The organism is Streptomyces sp. NPDC005151, assembly GCF_053599875.1.
This window is the reverse complement of sequence record NZ_JBSFYR010000078.1, coordinates 15,504-36,654: the sequence shown is the minus strand read 5'-3', so window position 1 is coordinate 36,654 and position 21,151 is coordinate 15,504. Positions and strand designations below refer to the sequence as shown.

Below are 21,151 nucleotides of genomic sequence, written 5' to 3'. Positions count from 1 at the left end.
CGGCGTTGTCGTCCATCACCATGGCTCCGCCATGGCTCAATCCTCCGCCTTGCGATGCACGCACCCCAGCCCCGCTCCTTCACCCACCCCCCAATAGCCGGCCGGTCTCAGCCCGCGACCAGCAGCGCCTCCGAGCCCACCGGCCGGTAGCCCGCCGCCTGGAACGTCCGCACACTGCGGGCGTTCCCCGGCGACTGCTGCGCCCACACCACCTCGTCCGGCACCAGGTGCCGGGCCGCCCGCGCCAGGCGCTCCCCGAGCCGGCGGCCGCGCGCCTCCTCCGCCACCTCGATCGCCGTCTCCCACCGGCCGGCGACCCCACGGCCGAGGATCAGCACCCCGCCGTCGGCGGCCCAGACCCGGACCTCGTCGCGGAACTTCATGGCCCGCGCCACCCGCGGGTGCTCCGGGTCCTCGATCTCGCGGAGCCCGATCTCCGGCTCGCCCGGCAGCGCGCCCGCGACCGTCAGCAGATCGATGGTGTTCATGTGGCGTCCGGTACGGGCCAGCAGCGCGCCCAGGAAGTGCGGATTCATCGTCGCGGCGAGCGCATCGCCCGGGGTGCCGGCCAGCGTGGCCCGTACCCAGTCCGGATCCTCGTCGGTGAACACCACCGAGTGCGCGGTGAATGCCAGCACCCCGGCGTCCCGTGCGTTCGGCTGTGCCACCACGGTCGTGGACCCGTCCGGCGGCGGGAACCGCCCGTCTGCGGCAGCCGTCAGGATCCGCGCCAGTGCGTCGGTCATGAAGTGTTCCCCTCCCGGGTTCCCGGTCCTGTCCGCCGTCCGCGGACACCCCACCCATGATCGACGACCGGCCGCCGCAATCGGTCTCCCTCGCGCCCGTTAATCTGACCCACATCAGTTAGGTATGACGAAGGGGCGGAACAGTGGCGGACATGGAGTCGGCGCGCAAGGCGTTCGAGCGGTACGACCTGAACGGTGACGGTCTGATTTCGGCCGCCGAGTACAAGAGCGTGATGGCTCAGCTGGGTGACCCCTACGTCACCGAGCCGGTGGCCCAGGCCGTCATCAACTCCCACGACACGAACGGTGACGGTCTCCTCACCTTCGACGAGTTCTGGGCTACCCAGAACAAGGGCTGATCGCCGGAGGGACCCCCGGCCTGCCCGGCCGGGGTCCGCCGGACCACCTGGCACTCAACCCTCTCGAGTCCGGCGTGCTGATCGGCCTGCTGCGTCACCGCACCGGCGCCACCGCCGGGGTGCTGCTCTCCACGCTCCGGGTCCGGCTCGACAACGGGTGCCTTCCACTGGGCGCGGCGGCCGGCTCCCGAACGACGCACGAGGGTCATGTGGACTACGCACACGACGGCCATCTCCACCGCGTCCACGGCGACCACGTCGATGAGTGCGAGCCCGCCGCCCATGCCGCGCACGGCGAGCACGCGCACCAGCACGGCGAGACGTGCGGGCACGTCACGGTTCCCCACGGCGGCCACGTCGACGACCTCCACGACGGCCACCGGCACGCCAGCCACGACGGGCACTGGGACGACCACTGACCCGCACGCCGGGCGGGTGGCCCCTGATGTTTCAGGGACCGCCCGGTGCCGCGGCGGGGGCCGGCCGAGGGGGCAGCGGTGGCTCACTTGGTCCCGTAGGGGAGCAGGGCCATCTCGCGCGCGTTCTTGATGGCCCGGGCGAGCTGCCGCTGCTGCGACAGGCCCCTGGGACCGGCGCCGACGAGGCAGACCTCCAGGTGTCCGTCACTCACTCAAGTCTCCCTCTCCCCTCGGGCGACCCGGCTCGCGTCCGGCGTGCGTACGCTGCGGGGGGCACCGGAGGGCGGGGGCGTCTCGTTCGGATCTCATCGGGACCGCGCCTCGGAAGTGCCGGGGCGCGGGTACGGTGGTCGAGCCGGGGCTCAGCGGACCGCGGGGGTTGCCGGCTCGTCCGGCTGCTCCGGGTCACAGGACTTCGACAGTGTCTCCGGCATCCAGGCGGTGCCGGCAGTCCAGGACGAAGCTCGCGTGATCGCGGACCAGTTCGTAGTCGAAGTCGTCGTGATCGGTGAGCAGCACCACGGCGTCTGCCGCGGTGAGTTCCTCTGCCGAGAACTCGCAGCGCACCAGATCGAGGTCCATGGTGACCGTCTCGGCCACGTACGGGTCGACCGCGCGCACGTCGGCGTCCAACCCGAGCAGCAGTTCCGCGACCCGCAGCGCGGGAGACTCGCGGATGTCGCCCGTATGGGGCTTGTAGGCAAGGCCGAGGAGCAGGATCCGCGAGCCGGCGAGCGCCCTGCGCCGGGCGTTCAAGGCGAGCAGCAGCCGCTGGACCACGTGGTCCGGCATGCGGCCGTTGATGTGGTTGGCGAGCTCGACGAACTGAAAGCTCCGGCCGAGGGTGCGCCGCACATGCCAGGACAGGTACTCCGGGTCGATGGGAAGGCAGTGCCCTCCGACACCTGGGCCGGGAGTGAAGCGCATGAAGCCGAAGGGTTTTGAGGCGGCGGCGTCCAGGGCTTCCCGGACGTCGACACCGAGTTCGCGCGCGTACATCGCGATCTCGTTCACCAAGGCGATGTTGACGTGCCGGAAGGTGTTCTCGATCAGCTTGGACAGTTCGGCGATCTCAGTGGAGCGCACGGGCACGGTGGTGCCGATGAGTGTGCTGTAGAAGGAGCGGACGGCTTCCAGGGAGGCCGCGTTGATGCCGGAGACCACCTTGGGGGTGTTCTCCAGACGCCAGGTGGGGTTGCCCGGGTCTATGCGCTCCGGGCTGTAGCCGACATGGAAGTCCTTCCCCGCGGTGAGGCCCGAGCCCCTTTCCAGGAGGGGGACGAGCACTTCGACGGTGGTGCCCGGGTAGGTGGTGGACTCCAGCACCACCGTGGCGCCGGGGCGCAGCCGCTCGGCCAGGGTGCGGGCGGCCGACTCGATGTAGGTCAGGTCGGGGGCGTCCTCCTTCAGCGGTGTCGGGACGGTGATCACGGCGACATCGAAACCGTCGAGGTCGAAGGGGTCGGCGGTGGGCAGGTAAGTGCCCTCCTGGAGCAGGGCGGCGATTTCCATGTCAGGGATGTCCTCAACGTAGGACTCGCCCTTTCCGAGACGTCTGACGCGCTCGATGTCCACGTCGTATCCGATGACCAGGTGACCGGCCTGGGCGGCGCGGACGGCAACCGGCAGACCGACGTACCCCTGCCCGACGACGACGACCTTGCTGTTCACGGTTGCTCCTGTCGCAAGAAGTTGGTCAGCTCATGGGAGGGATGCGGCCGATGGCCGGCACCGCGGTCCAGGTCAGGTGAAGAACGCGCTGACGGCATCGGCCGTCTGCTCGACCTCTCGGTCGGTCAGCCCGAGGCGCAGCGGCAGCGCGAGGTGGCGGGCGCTCGCCAGCTCCGCGCCGGGCCGTCGCCCGTTCGAGCCCTCGCCCGTGTACGCGGCGAAGGCCGGCAGACGTGGCAGGGGTACCGGGTAGTAGACCCGGCTACCGATGCCCTGGGCGGCGAGGTGGGCCGCGAGGGCGTCCCGGCAGATCGTCTGCACGGCGTAGACGTAGTGGCACTGGCCGTCCGTGCCGGCGACAGGGGCCAGGAGCCCGCGCTCGCGAAGCGGCGCGAAGCTGGTGCTGTAGTGCTCGGCGATCGCCGAGCGCCGGGCCACCATCTCGTCCGCGCGGTCCAGGCGGCCCAGTTGATAGCCCGCGAGTACTTCGTCGAAGCGGCTGTTGACACCGATTTCGTGGTGCACGAAGCGCCGTACGCCGTCCTGGCCGTGGTTGCGCAACCGTCTCACCGCGTCGGCGACCTCGGGCCTGTCGGTGAGGACGACGGCGCCCTCGCCCGGCATCCCGAAGGGCTTGACCGGGAAGAAGGAGTACAGCCCCGCGTCACCCCAGGTTCCGGCCGCCCGGCCGTTCAGCCGTGCGCCCTGCGCCACCGCCGCGTCCTCGACGACCGTGAGCCGGTGCCGTTCGGCAAGGGACCGGATCGCGGGCATGTCGGCCATCGTCGTGAAGAGGTGGGCCGGGACGATGGCGCGGGTGCGCGAGGTGACCCGGCTCTCCGCGTCCACCGGATCGATGGTCATCGTCAGCGGGTCGACGTCCGCGAAGACCGGCAGAGCACCGATGTTCAGTACCGTCGCGGCCAGGGGCTCGGCGCCGAACGCGGGCACGATCACCTCGTCACCGGCTACCACGCCGACCGCGCGCAGGGCGAGGGCGAGGGCGACGGTGCCACTGCCGCAGGCCACGGCCTCACGCGCGCCGGACCGCGCGGCGAGGCGCTGTTCCAGCGCGGCGGTACGGCGGCCGAGGATGAATCTCTGCTCGGGGTCGGTGCCGACCTCATGAAGCGCGCTGCGCAGCAGCTCGCGGTCCGTGCCACTGAGTCGGGTGTCGGCGTAGGGCACGTCTGTCAGGACGCCGGCGGGGGCGCGCGAGGTGGTCTCGGTGGTCACGATGTGTTCCCGGTGAAGAAGGAGCGGATGGCTTCACACACCGCACTCAGCTGAGTGAGGGTCAACTCGGGGTAGAGCGGCAGCGCGACCGTGCGGTGGCTGGCCGCCTCGGCCCGCGGGAAGTCCCCCTGCTGGTAGCCGAGGTGGGCGAAGCAGGGCTGAAGGTGGAGCGGCAGCGGGTAGTACGTCTCGGTGCCGATGCCCACTGCCGTGAGGTGCGCGATCAGGGCGTCGCGCCGGTCGGTCTCGATCAGGTAGACGTAGAAGACCGGGCGGTCGGACTCGGCTTGCTTCGGGATGACGGGCAGTTCGCGGAGGCCGGGGATGCCGCACAACCGGCGGCTGTAGGCATCGGCCAGCAGCGCGCGGCGGCGGATGTCCTCGTCCAGGGTGGTCAGCTTGGTCAGCAGTATGGCGGACTGGATCTCGTCCATCTTGCTGTTGGTGCCGACCAGTTCGCCCTGCCGCGCGCGCTCGGCAAGCTCGTCCGGGCCCGTTCGGGGGACAGGCGACGCGGGTCGTGGTGCGGGGAAGGGGCGACCGTGGTCGCGTAGCCGCCGGACGGTGCTGGCCAGGGTGTCGTCGTCGGTGAGCACCATGCCGGCGTCACCGAGCGCGCCCAGGGTCTTGGTGGGGAAGAAGGAGAGCACCCCGCCGGCGCCGAGCAGACCGGTGTGCCGGCCGCCGAGGCGCATGCCGATGCCTTCGGCACTGTCCTCCAGGACGAGCAGTCCATGTCGTTCGGCCACCGCCGCGAGCGCGGCCATGTCGGCGGGCTGGCAGAAGAGGTGCACCGGCATCACTGCCTTGGTACGCGGGGTGATCCGCGCTTCGACACCGGCGGGGTCCAGGGCGTAGGTACGCGGGTCGATGTCGGCGAAGACCGGTACCGCGCCGACCAGGGCGACCGAGCTGGCCGAGGCGAAGAAGCTGAAGGCGGGCACGATGACCTCGTCGCCCGGACCGATGCCGGCGGCCCGCAGCAGCAGTACGAGCGCGTCGGTGCCGTTGCCCACCGCGACCGCGTGCCGGGCACCGGTGTACTGGCACAGGGCGGCTTCCAGTTCGGCCGTCTTCGGGCCGTTCGAGTACACGCCCGACTCGCATATTTCGTCGAGATGGGCGTTCAGCCGGGGCCACTGCCGCACGAACGACTCGACTTGGGTGAAGAAAGGAACGGCATCCACGGCAGTGCCCGCAGCGGTTGTCGCTTTGCTGGCCATCTCACTCCAGTCCTCTCGGCGTTGATGCTCGAACAGAACGTAGACCGGTCCGCCGGGGCCTTTCGATAGCAAGGACCCGACAACTCAATGGCAATTGCGGGGCAGGGGCAGGCGGACGTGCGCAGAAATCTGCCTATTGGCCGGGTGCTCAGTTATTGCCGGTCCAGGGACCTTGACTTGCCTCGGAGACGTGCCGGACGGTGAACCTCGATCCCGCGGACCGACAGGAGTTTCGAGTCGTGACGGAAAAGACAGTGATCCTTGCCGAGCCCCGTGGGTTCTGCGCGGGGGTGCGCCGGGCGATAGCGATCGTCGAGAAAGCGTTGGAAATCCACGGTGCTCCGGTATATGTGCGGAAAGAAATCGTGCACAACCACTATGTCGTGGCAGCGCTGAAGCGGCGGGGCGCGGTCTTTGTGAATTCGGAGGAAGACATTCCCGCCGGCGCTGTCTGTGTGTTCTCCGCCCATGGGGTGTCCCCTGCGGTTCGTGACAACGCGAGGGCCCGCGGCCTCGTCACCATTGATGCCACCTGCCCGCTCGTCTCCAAGGTCCATCAGGAGGCGCGGCGTTACGCCCGCGACGGCCGAACCCTGCTCCTGGTGGGTCATGCCGACCACGAAGAGGTCGAGGGCACGTACGGTGAAGTCCCCGACCGGACGGTGATCGTCGAGAGCGCGGAGAGCGCCCGGTGGCTCGACCTGCCTCGTGACACACCGGTGGCGGTACTCACCCAGACCACGCTCTCGCAGGACGAGACCGCAGAGGTGAAGGCCGTCCTGCGTGAGCGCTTCGACGAACTGCACAGCCCTGCCGACGGTGACATCTGCTACGCAAGCACCAACCGGCAGCTCGCAGTAAAGAAGATCGCCCGGCGTAGCGACCTCGTTCTCATCGTCGGCTCGCGGAACTCCAGCAACTCGGTGCGCATGGTGGAGGTGGCCCGTCAGCAAGGGACGCGCGCCCATTTGGTACCGGACGTCATGGAGCTGGACACCGACTGGCTGACCGGGGTCCACGCTGTCGGCGTGAGCGCGGGCGCCAGCGCACCAGAGGTACTCGTCGAGCAACTCCTCTCGCGTCTGGATGAGCTGGGGTTCCACGACGTGGAGCTGGTGACCACCGCCAAGGAAGACGTCGTCTTCCAGCTGCCTCGGCTCTCGGACGAGCCCGGACCTTCGTACGACCGCCTTCCGCCCGGCCCGGACGCCCACTCCCCGGCACAGGGAACACAGCCGCCCGCGGGACGTGCCGTCCCGCCTGTCACTGGAGAACGCTGATGACAGCCTCACCCGCCGAAGCGGCCGTCGAACGCCCGGGCCGGATCGCCGCAGACGCCCGTGCGCACGTTCTCAAGCGAGCGGAGCAGCGTCTTGAGGACCTGCTCGGCACGCAACACGCCGAATGGGCGGCCGTCGACGCGCGCGCCGTCGTACCGGTCGACGCCGTAAGAGAGTTGCTCCGGGCCGGTGGCAAGCGGCTGCGTCCCGCCTTCTGCGCCGCGGGTTTCCTCTCTGCGGGCGGCGACCCCGACGACCCCCGGGTGGCGGACGCTGCGGCAGCGGTCGAACTGCTGCATGCCTTCGCGCTCATCCACGACGACGTGATCGACGACTCGGACCTGCGGCGCGGCGAACCGACCGTGCATGTGCGCCACAGCAGGCTGCACCGGGCGGCCGGCTGGAAGGGCGAAGCGCGTCGTTACGGGGAGGGGATCGCCATCCTCGCGGGTGACCTCGCCTTCTCGTACGCAGGGCAGCTTGTCCAGGAACTGCCGTACAGGGCGGGGCGCGTGTGGAGCCGGATGACCAGTGAGATGATCATCGGCCAGCACCTGGACGTCGCCGTCGCTGCGGAGTCGGTCCCGAACCCGAAGCTGGCTCGCTACATCGCCAACGCCAAGTCGGGCCGCTACAGCATCCACCGCCCCCTTGAACTGGGTGCCGCTCTGGCAGGCAACGACTCCGCCGCCGCCGCGTTCGAGGCGTACGGCACCGCGCTCGGCGAGGCGTTCCAACTGCGCGACGACCTCATCGACACCTACGGCGACATGGACACAGCGGGCAAGCCGGTCGGCGCCGACGCCGCGCAGCACAAGATGACGCTCCTGGTCAGCCTCGCCGCGCTGTACGACGACTCGGTCGGTGAACTGGTCCGGGCCGCCGAGTGGGACGCCTCGGCCCTCGCCGAGGCGCTTAACCGCAACGGTGTCCGAGAGGAGGTCGAGCGGCGCATAGAAGAGCTGGTCGCGGAGGCACAGCACGCTCTGTCGACCGCTCCGCTCCCCAGGGAGTGGAAGCGCGAACTCGCCCGGATGAGTGAGGAAGCGGCCTACCGTGACCGCTGATCTGCCACCGCGTCCGCTGGCGAACGCCAGATCTCCTCAGGAGTGAAGGAACGGAATGCTGAACACGTTCATCGTCGGCGGCGGCCGAGCCGGCCTCGGGCTGCACTGGCCGGTGCTGCGCAAGCTGCGCGAGCGGCCGGAGAACGCCGACCTGTGGGCGCCCGAGCCACCCGTGGTCTGGGACCTCCAGGGCATCCAGGACCGCGCTCGGTCCGAGGGCCTGGTGGTGGCTCATTCGCCGGCCCACGCCGCCACGCTGGCGGACCCGGCCCGCACGGTCGTCCACTTGTGCACCCCGCCCACCGGCCGCTTCGACATCCTCCGGGAACTCGCGGACCTCGGCTACACCCGGCTCGTCATCGAGAAGCCGATGACGGTGGGCGTGACCGGGCTCCGGGACATCGACACCCTGGCCAGGGTGTGCGGGCTGCGGCTGCGGGTGGTCTCGCCGTGGCTGGCCAGCGCGCTCACCCATGAGCTGACCACCCTGGTACGCAGCGGGAGCCTCGGTGCGCTGTGCTCGCTGTCCTTCACCCAGTTCAAACCACGCTGGTCGCGTACGCTGCGCTCGCACGACCACGGCACCGCCTTCGACGTGGAGCTGCCGCACTCGATCGGCGTGGCCCTGCGACTCGCCGGCGACGCCCGCGTGGTGGCCGCCGACATCACCGACATGCGGATCGGAGAGCGGGTCATACCGTGCATGGGTACCGCCCGGCTGACGCTCCGACACCATGGCGGCGTCACCACCGAGTTCTTCTCCGACCTCACCTCACCGATCCGCGAACGCCGGGTCGCGCTGAGCTTCGCCTCGGGCCGGGCGGTCGGCCACTATCCGATCAGTGACATGGACCACCACGCCAACCTGACCGTCGGCGAAGGCCCGGACAGCACAACCGTCGCGACTCCCCGGCTCCTTTTCGACGACGCGCTGACTCGCTATATGGAGCAGGTCTACCGGGACTACGCGGCGGACACCGACCAGATGTCCGACGACTACGCGATCGCCCGGCGTGTGGTCCAACTGCTCGACGACGCCCGCCACATGGCCTCGTCGTCCCAGCCGGGCGGGACCAGCGCGCCACCGTTGACCGGTGCCGTCACCGCCCTCGCGAACGGAACGGCCCATGATGGTTGACCGCATCCGTCTCAGCGGCATCGGCGACGAGGCCGCGCCCGGGCTGGACCGGCAGATCGCGGCGATCACCCGGCTCGGCTGGGACTGCGTGGAGCTGCGCTCTGTCGACGGCGTCGCTCTCGCCGACCTTGACGAGGCATCCTTCGCGACGGTGGCGGGCCGACTGGGCGACGCCGGGCTCGGGGTCGTCTGCGTCGATTCCAGGATCGGGAACTGGGCCCGGGCCATCAACACGCCCTTCGCGGAGGACCTTGCCGAACTCGACTGCCTGACCGAGCGCTGCGCCACCCTCGGCACCCGCTATGTGAGGGTCATGTCGTACCCCAACGCAGGTCTGCCCGAAGCAGTCTGGGAGAGCGAGGTTCTCGAACGGATGCGGCGGCTCGCGGCTCGTGCCGGGGACGCCGGCCTCATCCTGGTGCACGAGAACTGCGCGGGCTGGGCCAGCCGTGACCCCGCGCGGATGCTCCGTCTGCTGGACGCCGCCGGCCCCGCACTGCGGCTGCTCTTCGACGTCGGAAACGGTATCGCCTACGGCTACGAGGCCTTCGGCCTGCTCCCGCACATCGCGCCATATGTGGCCCACGTCCACATCAAGGACGGCACCGGTGACACCGCGGCTCAGCACTACTCGCTGCCAGGCGACGGAGTCTGCCGGGTCGCGGACTCCGTGCGGCTGCTGCTCGACCACGGATACACCGGCACGTTCTCCATCGAGCCGCACCTCAACATCCGCCCGCACGAGGGCTGGTCGGAGCCGTCCGGGGACTACGTGGACCAGTTCGTGGCGTACGGGAGGCGGCTTGAGGAGCTGGTGAGCGGACTTGACGCGGCAGGGACTGCCGCGAGCGGGGCGGCGTCGACATCAGCGTACGAGGACCACGGCTCACCAGGAGCCCGGCCCGTATGCGCGGAAACGGGCAGGACGGCATGAGCACACCACGTACGGAGGGCGTCATGAACCGAGCCCCGGATCTGCCCGGCATCGCCGTGCGGGCCGCCGGGCTGACGGGCTCCGACCGGGAACTGCTGCTGCGGCTGCTCACCCTCCGCACCGCCGGACCCCTGGAGACCGGTGGGCACGAGCCGGTGGAACTCTGGGAGGCGCAGCACGCGTACGCCGAGTCGGCGGCTGAGCTGGGCTTCCGCGTGGTCCACCACGCCCCTGCCGCCCCGGGGGAACTGACCGGCGGCGAGATACCGCTCGCGGTGCGCGAGGCGGTGCGGACATCGCCCGGCTTCCTCGCCTGCCAGCCGAACATGGTGCTGCGGCTCGGGCCGGACGACCTGCCGCGCGAGGCCATGGTGATGTTCAACGTCCACCTGGACACCGTCGCCGGCGGCGGCCCGGTCGCCTTCGACGGAGCACGGTTCCACGGCCGCGGCGCCATCGATGCCAAAGGACCCGCCGTTGCCCTGCTCGCGGGGTTGAGAGCCGCGCTGGACGGTGTCCCTGGGTTCGGCACCGAGGTGGGCGCGCTCATTCAGCTCGTATCCGGTGAGGAGGGTGGTGCGATGGGCGTATTTGGCACCAAGGTCCTGGTTGAGCAGGGATACCTGGGCCGCCTCAACGTGTTCTGCGAGCCGACCGGCTGCCGAGTGCTGCCCCGGGCGACAGCGTCGATGACCGCGCGGCTGCGTGTCGACGGCCGCGACGGCATCGACGACGAGCCCGCCGCGGGCCACAACGCGACCGTTCTGTTGGGACACATGGCCCAGTACCTCGCCACCGTGCTGCCGTCGCACGCGGTCGACGGTCAGGTCTGCATCGCGGGCTTGCACACCGGTGACCTGCACAACAAGGTCTACGGCTCAGGTCAGTTGCTGCTCAATCTGTCCTATGGGTCCAGGAAGTCGGGCGAGGCCCTGGAACACGCGCTCGCCGAGGCGGTGCGCACGGGCCTTGAGGAGTTCCGGTCCCGCTTCGCCGGTATGCCGCTCCTGGCCGGCACCGCCCGCGACGCCGCGCGGATAGTCCGGCTGGAATGGCTCAAGCGCGGACTGCCCGCGCTCGGCACCCCGGACACCTGGGCCGAGGAATTGCTGCTCCACCGCTCCGGGCTCACCCCGTGGCCGGCCGGACAGCCTGCGTTCACCTGCGACGCCATCTGGTTGGCCGACGTCCCCGGCACCTCGACCGTGGTTTTCGGTCCCGGCGAACTCGGAGCCAACCACGCCCACGCGCACGGAGAGTTCGCGGACCTGACGGACCTCGACCATTACGCCTCCGCTCTCGTACGCCTGCTCACCTCCTTCGCACGCCACCGGCTGGACCAGGGGAACTGACCCATGACGACCGCACCCGGAACCGACACCACCGAGCACGCCCTCGTCGCTGTACGCCGTGTCGACCTCCCGGCACTGCTCGACTTCACCGCCGCCGTCTTCCGGCACCAGGGCCTCCCGCCCGAGCGGGCCGCCACCGCCGCCCGGGCCCTGGTTCACGGCGACCTGACCGGTATCACCTCGCACGGCCTGACAAACCTCACCCGTCTCTACCTGAAACTCTTCGCGGACGGCCGCTGCGACCCGACCGCCGAACCCGAGGTGCTGGCCGACCGAGGCGCCGCTGTCCTGCTCGACTCCCACCAGGCCCTCGGCTTGTGGGCGGCGAGCGAAGCGGTGGACCTGGCGGCGGCGCGAGCGCTGGAGTACGGCGTCGGGTTGGTGACCGTACGCGGGGCCACGCATCTGGGCTGCGCGGGCGCGCACGCCAAGCGCGCTGCCGACCGCGGGATGATCTGCCTGCTGGTCTCCAACTGCGGGCAGCAGCGCATCATCCGGCCGCCCGGCGGCAGGGCGGCGATGCTCGGCACCAACCCGCTGGCCTTCGCGGCACCGGCCGGTCCACGGCCACCGTTCGTTCTCGACATGAGCACCACCGTGGTACCGACCGGCAGGGTCCGTGGCGCGGCCAGGGCCGGACGGGACGTTCCGCCTGGCTGGCTGGAGGACGCCGAGGGGCGGCCCGTCACCGACCCGCGCGCGCTCGACCGGGGCGACGGCTACCTGAAGTGGCTCGGCGGCGCCCCGGACACCGGGGAGTTCAAGGGCTACGGGCTCGGCCTGCTGGTCGAGGCCCTCGGCGCGCTGCTGCCGGGTGCCGGACTCGGCCCCGCACCGGAGGCCTGGTCCGGCAATGGCAGCCCGGTTGGTCAGGACGACGACATCGGCTTCACCGTGCTGGTAATCGCACCGGCCGAGCTGCGTCCCAAGGAGGAGTTCGAGACACAGGCGGACGGCCTGTTCGACGCCCTTGTCCGCAGTCCCGCGGTGCACGAGGACAGGCCGGTGCGCTACCCGGGGTGGTTCGAGGCCGAGCGTGCCTCGGAGCACAAGAGGTCCGGAGTCCCGCTCTCCGCCGCACTGTTCGAGGAGTTGTGCCAAGTGGCGGCGGAACGCGGACTGCCCGCCCCGGCCGCCCTCGCCGACTGACGCGATCCACCATGGAGGACGACGACATGAAATCCCTGCGGACCGGCATGGTGGGACTCGGGGTCATATCCCGGTTCTACCTCGACGCGTTCCCCCTGTTGCCCAGCGCCGATCTGGTCGCCGTGTGCGACCTGCGTGAGGACGCGCTCGCCCCGCACCGTGCGTCGGGCCTGCCCTGCTACCGCGACCATCGGCGGATGCTGGCCGAGATGGACCTCGACGCGATCGTGGTCAACGTACCCAATGACGCGCACGAGGCGGTGTGCCGGGATGCCCTGGACGCGGGCATCGCCGTCTGCGTGGAGAAGCCGCTCACGCTGCGGCCGGCCGAGGGCCGCGCGCTGACCGAACTCGCTTGTGCCAAAGGCACAGTGCTCTACACCGCCTTCCACCGGCGTCACAACGACAACGTTCTGGCCTTGCGAAGCGACCTGTCCGCACAGGGAGCCATCGAGCATGTGCGGGTGCGCTACCTGGAGCGGATCGAGGACCACGTGGGCGAGGACCGCTGGTACCTCGACCCCGAGCGGTGTGGTGGTGGCTGCGTCGCCGACAACGGGCCCAATGCCTTCGACGTGGCACGGCTCTTCCTCGGCGAGCTGACCGTGGAGTCCGCGGAGGTGGTCCGCGACGCGGCCGGCGTCGATCGTCAAGCAGTGGTGCGGCTGCGCTCCGCGCAAGGCGTACCCGCCACTGTCGAACTGGACTGGTCCTACCCGCACGGGGAGGCCAAGGACGTCACCGTTCGGCTCAAGGGCGGTACCGAGCTGTGGACCGACATGCTCGCCGGCCACCACGAGTTCAAGAGTTCGCTGGAGCACGAGTACGTCGGAGTGCTCCAGGAGTTCACCGACGTGGTGCGCGCCGGGGCCGACGTCACACGTCGCGGCCTCGCGATGCTGGAGCTGGTCGACGCCGCGTACCGCGCGGGAGCCACAGCGTGAACAGGACGGCGAACGGGACGGCAGCGGCTTCGATGTTCACGCCGAGTCCGGAGAACGGCGAGAAGCGGACCGTCAGGTCCGAGGTGGTCAAGGTTCTGCGGCACCGCCGCGAGGACCGCGGCATGCGGCTGGAGGGCTTCGCCTCGCGCTGCGTACGCGCGGGTGAGCTGCACGAACTGGTCACCACGGACCACTCGGAGACCGCGGAGGGCTCCCGGATCGACCGGGTCGGCTTCCTCGGCTTCGTGGAGATCTTGCAGGCCGGGGTGCTCGACCGGGGCGATGTGGTTCTCCTGGACGGCGAGCCCCTTGGCGCGGTCCTCGGGTTCGACGCCTGCCACTTCCCCAACCATTACAACGTCCTGATCCACACCCCGTGGACACTCACCGGACCGGAGGCCGGGTTGCGGACCGGCTCGCAGATCAGCTTCACACGGCCGTCCTTTGACGAAGGCGAGTCCGGCCTGAGCCGGCAGCGGCCGTTCACACCCGAAGACCTGAGGGGGCCCAGCCATGGCGCTACTCGATGAGATCGCACAACCCAGCGATCTGCGGAAGCTCACACACCCGCAGCTCACCGAACTGGCGGCGCAGATCCGCGAGGTGATGATCCAGACGGTCAGCCGGGTGGGCGGGCATCTCGGGTCCAATCTGGGCGTGGTCGAGCTGACGCTCGCCCTGCACCGGGTCTTCGACTCACCGAAGGACACGCTGCTCTGGGACATCGGTCACCAGACGTACGTGCACAAGCTGCTGACCGGACGGCGTGACGCCTTCGACAGTCTGCGCGCCCGCGGAGGGCTCTCCGGCTACGCCTCGCGCGCCGAGTCCCCGCACGACGTGATCGAGAACTCCCACGCGTCCACCGCCCTCAGCTATGCGGACGGGCTGGCTCGTGCCCGCGAGCTGAGCGGCAGCGTCGACCGCGCCGTGGTCGCTGTCATCGGTGACGGCGCGCTCACCGGGGGCCTGGCCTGGGAGGCCCTGAACAATCTGGGCGGTGCCCCGCGGCGGCCGGTGGTCGTGGTACTCAACGACAACGAGCGCTCCTACGCGCCGACCGTGGGCGGCCTCGCCGCACACCTCGCACGGCTGCGTGCGGCGGGCGCGGGCCACCCTTTGACGGGCAATGTCTTCGAGGAGTTCGGCTTCGGGTACCTCGGCCCGGTCGACGGGCACGACACGGCAGGCTTGGAGGACGCCCTGAAACAGGCCGTCGACATGCGCGGACCGGTGCTGGTGCACGTGGTGACCGAGAAGGGCCGCGGCTGGCTGCCCGCGGAGACCAACGAACTGGACCGCTGCCACGTCGTCCGGGCGGCGCCCGCACTCGTGCCACCTGGAACCCCGTCGGCGACCCCCACCCCGCAGTCCTGGACGTCGGTGTTCTCCGAGGAAATGGTGCGTATCGGCGCGGAGCGCCCGGACCTGGTCGCCCTCACCGCGGCCATGCCGGAGCCGGTCGGACTCCTGGATTTCCAGCGGGAGTTTCCCGGCCGCACCATTGATGTCGGCATCGCCGAGCAGCACGCCGCGGCCTGCGCCGCAGGTCTGGCGTTCGGCGGGCTGCACCCAGTGCTCGCCGTCTACGCGACCTTCGGCAACCGCCTGATCGACCAGATGATCACCGACATCGCCCTGCACTCTGCCCCCGTCACCCTGGTGATGGACCGAGCCGGGGTCACCGGTGACGACGGTGCCAGCCACAATGGCATGTGGGACCTGACCCTGTTCCAGGCCGTGCCAGGGATACGCATCGCCGCTCCGCGCGACGGCGCCCGGCTGCGGGAGCTGCTCCGGGAGGCGGTGGCCTGGGAGCAGGGTCCGACGGTGCTGCGGTTCCCCAAGGGAAGCAGCGGGAGCGACATACCCGCCCTGGACAGCATCGACGGCTTCGACGTACTGCACAACGTACCTGGCCGGGACGTGCTGATCGTCGCGGTGGGGCCGATGGCCCGGCTCGCGCTGGACATCGCCGCACGGCTGGCCGAGGTGGGCCTCGGAGTGACCGTGGTCGACCCGCGTTGGGTCACGCCGGTCAACTGCACGCTGGTGGGGGCCGCCGCCTACTTCGACCGGGTGGTAACGCTGGAGGACAGCGGGCGCGTCGGCGGTGTGGGCGCCGCTTTCGCGCAGGCCCTCGGCGATGCCGGGATCGGCACCCCGGTCCGTACTTTCGGTATCCCGCGAGAGTTCCTGGGCCACGGCTCGCGTGACCAGATGCTCGACGCGTGCGGACTGACGCCCGGCGCCGTCACCGCCGAGATCCTCGCCTGGCGGAAAAGCCGTACCCCGGTTCCCGCATCAGGCGCCCAGGAAAGGACTCTCACCGGATGACTGCGGTTTCTCTCGGCATGCCGTCCGTTCCGACCAAGGTCGCCGAGCGCCGCAAGAGCCGGCAGATCCAGGTCGGATCCGTGCCGGTCGGCGGCGACGCTCCCGTGTCCGTGCAGTCGATGACCACGACCCGCACGTCCGACGTGGGCGCCACGCTCCAGCAGATCGCGGAGCTGACCGCGTCCGGCTGCCAGATCGTGCGCGTGGCCTGCCCCACGCAGGACGACGCGGACGCGCTCGCGACCATCGCGAGGAAGTCGCAGATCCCGGTGATCGCGGACATCCACTTCCAGCCGAAGTACGTGTTCGCGGCGATCGAGGCCGGCTGCGCGGCCGTCCGCGTGAACCCCGGCAACATCAAGCAGTTCGACGACAAGGTCAAGGAGATCGCCAAGGCGGCCCGGGACCACGGCACCCCGATCCGCATCGGCGTGAACGCGGGCTCGCTGGACCGCCGGCTGCTCCAGAAGTACGGCAAGGCCACCCCGCAGGCGCTGGTCGAGTCGGCCCTGTGGGAGGCGTCCCTCTTCGAGGAGCACGACTTCCGGGACATCAAGATCTCCGTCAAGCACAACGACCCGGTCGTCATGATCGAGGCGTACCGGCAGCTCGCAGAAGCCTGCGACTACCCCCTCCACCTCGGCGTCACCGAGGCCGGCCCCGCCTTCCAGGGCACCATCAAGTCGGCCGTCGCCTTCGGCGCCCTCCTCTCCCAGGGCATCGGCGACACCATTCGCGTCTCCCTCTCCGCGCCTCCCGTGGAGGAGGTCAAGGTCGGCCTGCAGATCCTGGAGTCCCTGAACCTCAAGCAGCGCGGCCTGGAGATCGTCTCCTGCCCGTCCTGCGGCCGCGCCCAGGTCGACGTGTACAAGCTGGCCGAAGAGGTCACCGCGGGCCTCACCGGCATGGAGGTCCCGCTCCGCGTCGCCGTCATGGGCTGCGTCGTCAACGGCCCCGGCGAGGCCCGCGAGGCCGACCTCGGCGTCGCCTCCGGCAACGGCAAGGGCCAGATCTTCGTCAAGGGCGAGGTCATCAAGACCGTCCTCGAGTCCAAGATCGTGGAAACCCTCATCGAGGAGGCCATGAAGCTGGCCGAGCAGATGGAGGCCGACGGAATCACCTCCGGCGAGCCCCTGGTGGTCACAGGGGTGTGAGCGTCGGCGGCGGGAGAGGACGTGCGGAGAAATCCGCACCGCCCGGGTCCTCTCCCGCAGGCCGGGTGCCCTTCACTGCCGCAGCAGGTCCCGCGTGACGGGTTCCTGGACCGCGCGGCCGTCGAGGGGACGCAGCATCCGGCCGGCGACCTGGACGCGGGAGGTGCAGCCGAGTTTCTGCATCACCTTGCGCATGTGGTTGACGGCCGTCCACTCGGCTATGCCGAGCCTGCGGGCTATCTCGCGATTGGTGAGGCCCTCAGTGACCAGCATCGCAACGTCATGCTCCCGGCGGGTCAGCGAGCCGACCGCGTCCGTGGGGCAAGGCTGGCTCTTGTCCGGCTCGATCAAGGTGAGGGCGAGTGCGACCGCCGCCGCCGGGGTACTGTCGGCGCCCTGCTGCCAGGCGATGCCGAAGGCGGCGGCGCCCATGCGCTCGCTGACCCGGTTGAGCAGCCTCCGGTCAATCGCCCCGGGCTGCCCGGCAAGGGTGTCACCGGCCGTGCGACGGATGGCGTCCGCCGCTCCGAGAAGCCGGGCTGCTCGTTCCCATGCTGCGGCGGTTCGGCCGAACTTGTGGGTGTGGACTTCCGCGAGGACGGTCAGCCCCCTGGCCACTTCGGGGAGGTCGCCGCGCTCCTGGAGCAGCAGCAGGGCGCGGCAGGCCAGTTGCTCAGCGCGCTCGTAGTCGCCCTGCGCCCTCATGAGTCCGGCCAGGGTCAGCTGGGCCTGGGCGGCCGAACGGGTGTCCTCGACTCCTTCGAAGAGCTGCACCGCCTCCGCCGCGTATCGCACCGCCTGTGCGGTGTCACCCCGGTCCCGACGGATCTCGGCGAGCCGGGCCAGGGCCGCCGCCCTGTATCCGGGACCAGCGTCCCCGGGATCGGCGTCGGCCACCACCGATGTCAGCAGATTCTCGGCGGCGGGCAGGTTCTGCCGGATCTGGCCGAGCCGGGCCAGGTGCAGCCTCGTGGTCGCGATGCCTGTGGCGTCGGCCAGCTCTGTGTATGCCGCAAGCGCTTCGTCCAGCAGCGGACCGGCTCCCTCAGGATCGCCGGCCAGGAGCAACGCCTCACCGAGCGCCCTCAGTACGGCGAGGCGGACCTGGGGATGCTCGATGCCGAGGCGCAGTGTGGCGGACAGCCAGTGGACAGCGTCCCGTGCCTCGCCACGCATCAGCCAGCACGGCTGAGCGGCGGTGGCCAGGTGTGCTGCCGGAATGCTCTGGCCGCTTTCGACCAGGAACTCCAATGCCGCGCGTACGTCATGGCGCCAGTGCGCGAACTCCTCGGCCTCCTGGGCCTGTCCGGGGCCGCGCAGACGCTCGGGCAAGCCGTGCATCTGCAGCTGGAAGAAGGCGGCGTGCCGGCTACGAGCCTGTGCCAGCGCGCCGCGCCGCTCCAGGTCCGCGAGCGCGTAGGCACGGGACCTGCGCAGCATCCGGAACCGCACGCTGCCGTCCCCCTGCTCCTCAGTCAGCAAAGCACTGTGGTCGACCAGTTGCTCAAGTGCCCGTAGGGCAAGGTCAAGTGGCAACTCAAGCACCCCGGCGGCCTCGGCGACGCCGAAGCTCCGCTCGATCACCGCCAGGCGTACCAGGAGCCGGACCGCGTCGGGGGCGACCCACCGGGCGTCCGGGCCTGCCATAGCGCTCGGTGACGCCGGAATCCCGTCCTCCGCGGCATCGCCGGACGGGCGCGTGAGCATCCCCGGGCCCCGGAGCAGCTCGTCGAGAAGGACGCTGGGCGCACTCACCTTCAATCGGGACGCGGCGTCCTCCAGGGAGAGGGGCAGTCCGTCCAGCATCCGGCACAGCTGAGCGACGGTTTCACGGTTTTGCTCGGTGAGCCGGAATCCGGGCCGTAGCGCCCGGGTCCGGTCCACAAGCAGCCGTACGGAGTCCACCTGCCCGAGTTGAGCAAGATCGGCCGCGTCGCTCGTGGTGGGCACCGCGAGCGGGAAGAGCGGTACGCGGTGCTCGCCGTACATACCGAGCACCTGGGTGCCCACGGTGAGCAGGCACAGCCGCCTGGCGACCGGAGCGACCGTCTTCCAGAGTTCGGCGATACCCTCGCAGGAGCGGCTGCCGCAGTCGAGGACGAGCAGGAGGTCCCGCCCGGCCAGTCGCTCACGCAGAAGGTCGAGCGGATCGGCGCCGGTCACGGACTCTTCCGCCCGGTTCTCCATCAGTGCCCCGGCGACCACGCGGGCGAGTCCGCCGTCCCGATCGCCGAAGCGGCCGGGCAGTGCGTCGAGTTCCAGATAGCGCCCGCCGTCGGCGAAGAGGCCGTGTGTCTCCTCGAAGAAGACATTGGCCAGGCGGCTCTTGCCGACGCCGACCGGCCCGGTGAGAGTCAGCACTTGGCTGTTCCCGGCGGTGGCACGTGCCTTGAGGTCGGCCAGTTCGGCGTCCCGACCGACGTATGACGTCAGCGGGTAGTGCGTCCGCTGGAGTGTGAGGACGGCCTCTCCAGCCGCCTGTTCGGTCCTGGTGGTGCGTTTTGGCGTTGTGGTTCTTGCACCGTTCGACGCCCACATTGCTGCCCCCGTTGGCTTGTATGTTCGGTAGATCGATGACGCTTTCGATCAACGGAACCTCGCAGGTCTCGTCCAGAGATCGGTCAAGGCCCGGTCAAGGAGGGTTGGAGCGGCTGCGGCAGGTCGAGCCCCCACGCGCCGCTGCCGTCCGCAGACTCGGTCTCGGGCCCGCGGACGGCAGCGCTGCGGAGCCGCCCAGGGGGTCAGTGAGGGGCGGTCCGGGCGGTTTCCTTCTCGGTGAGGGAGCCGCGCCGCCGGGACAGTATCCGCTCCGCGGCCAGCTCTCCCGCCTGTACCGCGGCCTCGCTGGTGGGACGCTGGAAGATCCAGTCGCCGGCGAACTCGACCGGGCCGAGCGGCCTGTCGAGGAAGGCGCTCTGCAGGCGTAGCGCACCGGGGGTGGCTTCGGGGGCGGCGTACGGGAAGCGGTGCACCGAGGAGCCGAGGAGCGCTTGGCGCAGTTCGGGAACATAGCGCTCGGCTCGCGCGAGCAGCGCTTCCGTCACCTCCTCGTCGGGACGCTCCATCAGCTCGTCGGTGGCTCGCTCCGCGGTCAGCATGCTGACCAGCCCCTGGTCGCGCGGGGCCCGGTTGGAGGCCTTCACGTGCTCGAAGGTCAGCCCCGACAGGTAGCCGTCCTCCCTTTCCGGGATCAGCAGGGCGTAGACCTTTGGAGTGCCGCGCGACTGGCGCACCGCCAGCGGTCTGTCGACCCGGCAGGTCACCCGGATCATCCGGGAGTACGAACTGGCGTCCAGGAAGGGACGTTCGGCTGCCGGCGCCGAGGGGTAGAGCTTCCGGGCCACCGGCGCGGGTACCGCGAGGACGACGTCCCGGGCCGTCACCACCCGGCCGTCGGCGAAAGCCACCCGTACGCCGCCGGTCGGCTGCGCGGCGACTTCCCGCACGGTGCTCGCGGTGTGCACCGTCAACCGCGCGGCCACCTGTCGAGCGAGGGCGTCCATGCCGTCCCGGTAAGTGCGCCAGCCGTGCAGCCCCCTGGTCGCGACCATGGTGGCCAGCAGGGGTGCCACACAGGATCGCCGGGTGTTCCAGGCCCAGCCGGTTGCGGCGGCCGGCTGGAGCAGGTAATCGTGCAGATCGCGGTGGCGGTCCTCGACGAACTCGGCGACTGTGCGCAGTCCGAGGGGGCTCTCGCCGGGACGATCAGTGCTGATCTTGCCCAGTGCGGGCAGCAACGCGCCCAGCATCCCGGTCATCGCCATCCGGCCCGTAGGCGAGAGCCCCGCGCCGGTGAGGGTGCCCACCCAGTGGCCGCTCCCCGCGTGTGCCTTGCCGTTGCGCCACACTCCGGCGAGGCTGTTCACCTTGAGCACCCCGCCGTCCCGGTCCAGACCGACATCCCTGATCAACCGCCAGGTGGCCGGGTAGCCATGTGTGGCGAGAGTCTCGGTGCCCTTCTCCACCAGCCAGCCGTCTTCCCTGTGTGCCTGCATCCGGCCGCCTACCTCGCGGTCGGCCTCGAAGACCTCCGGCACCCGGCCGGCTTCCTTCAGCCGATACGCCGCGGTGAGACCCGCGATCCCGGCCCCGATCACGGCCACGTCGACATGGCTGCTCGTTTCCGTCATGGCTGCTCTTCC

Annotated in this window: 18 protein-coding genes and 1 pseudogene; 12 read left to right on the top strand and 7 right to left on the bottom strand. The window is 70.3% G+C overall.

Features of this window, described 5'->3' with window-relative positions; genetic code table 11:
* Positions 1–107: 107 nt before the first annotated feature.
* A complete protein-coding gene (locus ACWD6R_RS30760) occupies positions 108–746 on the bottom strand; it encodes a GNAT family N-acetyltransferase (protein WP_451821689.1) in 639 nt (212 codons plus the stop codon).
* Positions 747–889: 143 nt separating this feature from the next.
* Between ACWD6R_RS30760 and ACWD6R_RS30755 the strand changes: the two genes are divergently transcribed.
* A complete protein-coding gene (locus ACWD6R_RS30755; RefSeq protein WP_451821688.1) occupies positions 890–1,105 on the top strand; it encodes an EF-hand domain-containing protein in 216 nt (71 codons plus the stop codon).
* A gap of 167 nt (positions 1,106–1,272) precedes the next feature.
* Positions 1,273–1,524 carry a hypothetical protein gene (locus ACWD6R_RS30750; RefSeq protein ID WP_451821690.1) on the top strand — a complete coding sequence of 84 codons (252 nt, stop codon included), beginning with the start codon at positions 1,273–1,275 and terminating at the stop codon, positions 1,522–1,524.
* Positions 1,525–1,607: 83 nt separating this feature from the next.
* Here ACWD6R_RS30750 and ACWD6R_RS30745 read toward each other — a convergent pair.
* The 4 genes and pseudogenes from ACWD6R_RS30745 to ACWD6R_RS30730 form a co-directional block, all read right to left on the bottom strand.
* Positions 1,608–1,679: pseudogene (locus ACWD6R_RS30745) on the bottom strand (30S ribosomal protein S18); the annotation flags it as partial.
* Between the two features lie 250 nt (positions 1,680–1,929).
* Complete coding sequence (locus ACWD6R_RS30740; protein WP_451821687.1) at positions 1,930–3,195, bottom strand: nucleotide sugar dehydrogenase; 1,266 nt, start codon at positions 3,193–3,195, stop codon at positions 1,930–1,932.
* 72 nt (positions 3,196–3,267) lie between these two features.
* Positions 3,268–4,431 carry a DegT/DnrJ/EryC1/StrS family aminotransferase gene (locus ACWD6R_RS30735; RefSeq protein WP_451821686.1) on the bottom strand — a complete coding sequence of 388 codons (1,164 nt, stop codon included), beginning with the start codon at positions 4,429–4,431 and terminating at the stop codon, positions 3,268–3,270.
* Entirely contained in the window at positions 4,428–5,654 is a 1,227-nt protein-coding gene (locus tag ACWD6R_RS30730; RefSeq protein ID WP_451821685.1) for a DegT/DnrJ/EryC1/StrS family aminotransferase, read from the bottom strand. Before ACWD6R_RS30730 ends, ACWD6R_RS30735 begins: the two co-directional genes overlap by 4 nt.
* A gap of 239 nt (positions 5,655–5,893) precedes the next feature.
* Here ACWD6R_RS30730 and ispH point away from each other — a divergent pair, with 239 nt between their 5' ends.
* Genes ispH through ispG form a run of 10 tightly spaced genes read left to right on the top strand, consistent with a single transcriptional unit; the run spans position 5,894 to position 17,009 of the window.
* Entirely contained in the window at positions 5,894–6,934 is a 1,041-nt protein-coding gene (ispH, locus tag ACWD6R_RS30725; protein ID WP_451821684.1) for a 4-hydroxy-3-methylbut-2-enyl diphosphate reductase, read from the top strand.
* Positions 6,934–8,001: a polyprenyl synthetase family protein gene (locus ACWD6R_RS30720; RefSeq protein WP_451821683.1), complete on the top strand. Its 1,068-nt coding sequence runs from the start codon at positions 6,934–6,936 to the stop codon at positions 7,999–8,001. The genes ispH and ACWD6R_RS30720 overlap by 1 nt, the downstream gene beginning before the upstream one ends.
* Positions 8,002–8,056: 55 nt before the next feature.
* Positions 8,057–9,139 (top strand): Gfo/Idh/MocA family oxidoreductase, encoded by a 1,083-nt coding sequence (locus ACWD6R_RS30715; RefSeq protein ID WP_451821682.1) that lies wholly within the window; start codon positions 8,057–8,059, stop codon positions 9,137–9,139.
* Positions 9,129–10,073, top strand: a complete 945-nt coding sequence (locus ACWD6R_RS30710) for a sugar phosphate isomerase/epimerase family protein (RefSeq protein WP_451821681.1) — start codon at positions 9,129–9,131, stop codon at positions 10,071–10,073. Before ACWD6R_RS30715 ends, ACWD6R_RS30710 begins: the two co-directional genes overlap by 11 nt.
* Positions 10,074–10,096: 23 nt before the next feature.
* Positions 10,097–11,425 (top strand): M20/M25/M40 family metallo-hydrolase, encoded by a 1,329-nt coding sequence (locus tag ACWD6R_RS30705; protein WP_451821680.1) that lies wholly within the window; start codon positions 10,097–10,099, stop codon positions 11,423–11,425.
* Positions 11,426–11,428: 3 nt separating this feature from the next.
* Positions 11,429–12,574 carry an Ldh family oxidoreductase gene (locus ACWD6R_RS30700; RefSeq protein ID WP_451821679.1) on the top strand — a complete coding sequence of 382 codons (1,146 nt, stop codon included), beginning with the start codon at positions 11,429–11,431 and terminating at the stop codon, positions 12,572–12,574.
* A gap of 26 nt (positions 12,575–12,600) precedes the next feature.
* Positions 12,601–13,518 (top strand): Gfo/Idh/MocA family protein, encoded by a 918-nt coding sequence (locus ACWD6R_RS30695; protein ID WP_451821678.1) that lies wholly within the window; start codon positions 12,601–12,603, stop codon positions 13,516–13,518.
* Positions 13,515–14,048 carry a DUF6917 domain-containing protein gene (locus ACWD6R_RS30690; RefSeq protein WP_451821677.1) on the top strand — a complete coding sequence of 178 codons (534 nt, stop codon included), beginning with the start codon at positions 13,515–13,517 and terminating at the stop codon, positions 14,046–14,048. Before ACWD6R_RS30695 ends, ACWD6R_RS30690 begins: the two co-directional genes overlap by 4 nt.
* Positions 14,032–15,855 (top strand): 1-deoxy-D-xylulose-5-phosphate synthase, encoded by a 1,824-nt coding sequence (locus ACWD6R_RS30685; RefSeq protein ID WP_451821676.1) that lies wholly within the window; start codon positions 14,032–14,034, stop codon positions 15,853–15,855. The genes ACWD6R_RS30690 and ACWD6R_RS30685 overlap by 17 nt, the downstream gene beginning before the upstream one ends.
* A complete protein-coding gene (gene ispG, locus ACWD6R_RS30680) occupies positions 15,852–17,009 on the top strand; it encodes a flavodoxin-dependent (E)-4-hydroxy-3-methylbut-2-enyl-diphosphate synthase (protein ID WP_451821675.1) in 1,158 nt (385 codons plus the stop codon). Before ACWD6R_RS30685 ends, ispG begins: the two co-directional genes overlap by 4 nt.
* 72 nt (positions 17,010–17,081) lie before the next feature.
* On the opposite strand, the gene ACWD6R_RS30675 is transcribed toward ispG, so the two are convergent.
* Both ACWD6R_RS30675 and ACWD6R_RS30670 read right to left on the bottom strand, forming a co-directional pair.
* The gene (locus ACWD6R_RS30675; RefSeq protein WP_451821674.1) at positions 17,082–19,370 is read right to left on the bottom strand and encodes an ATP-binding protein; all 2,289 of its coding nucleotides are present in this window, start codon (positions 19,368–19,370) and stop codon (positions 17,082–17,084) included.
* Between the two features lie 380 nt (positions 19,371–19,750).
* Positions 19,751–21,139 carry a protoporphyrinogen/coproporphyrinogen oxidase gene (locus tag ACWD6R_RS30670; protein ID WP_451821673.1) on the bottom strand — a complete coding sequence of 463 codons (1,389 nt, stop codon included), beginning with the start codon at positions 21,137–21,139 and terminating at the stop codon, positions 19,751–19,753.
* Positions 21,140–21,151 lie beyond the last annotated feature (12 nt).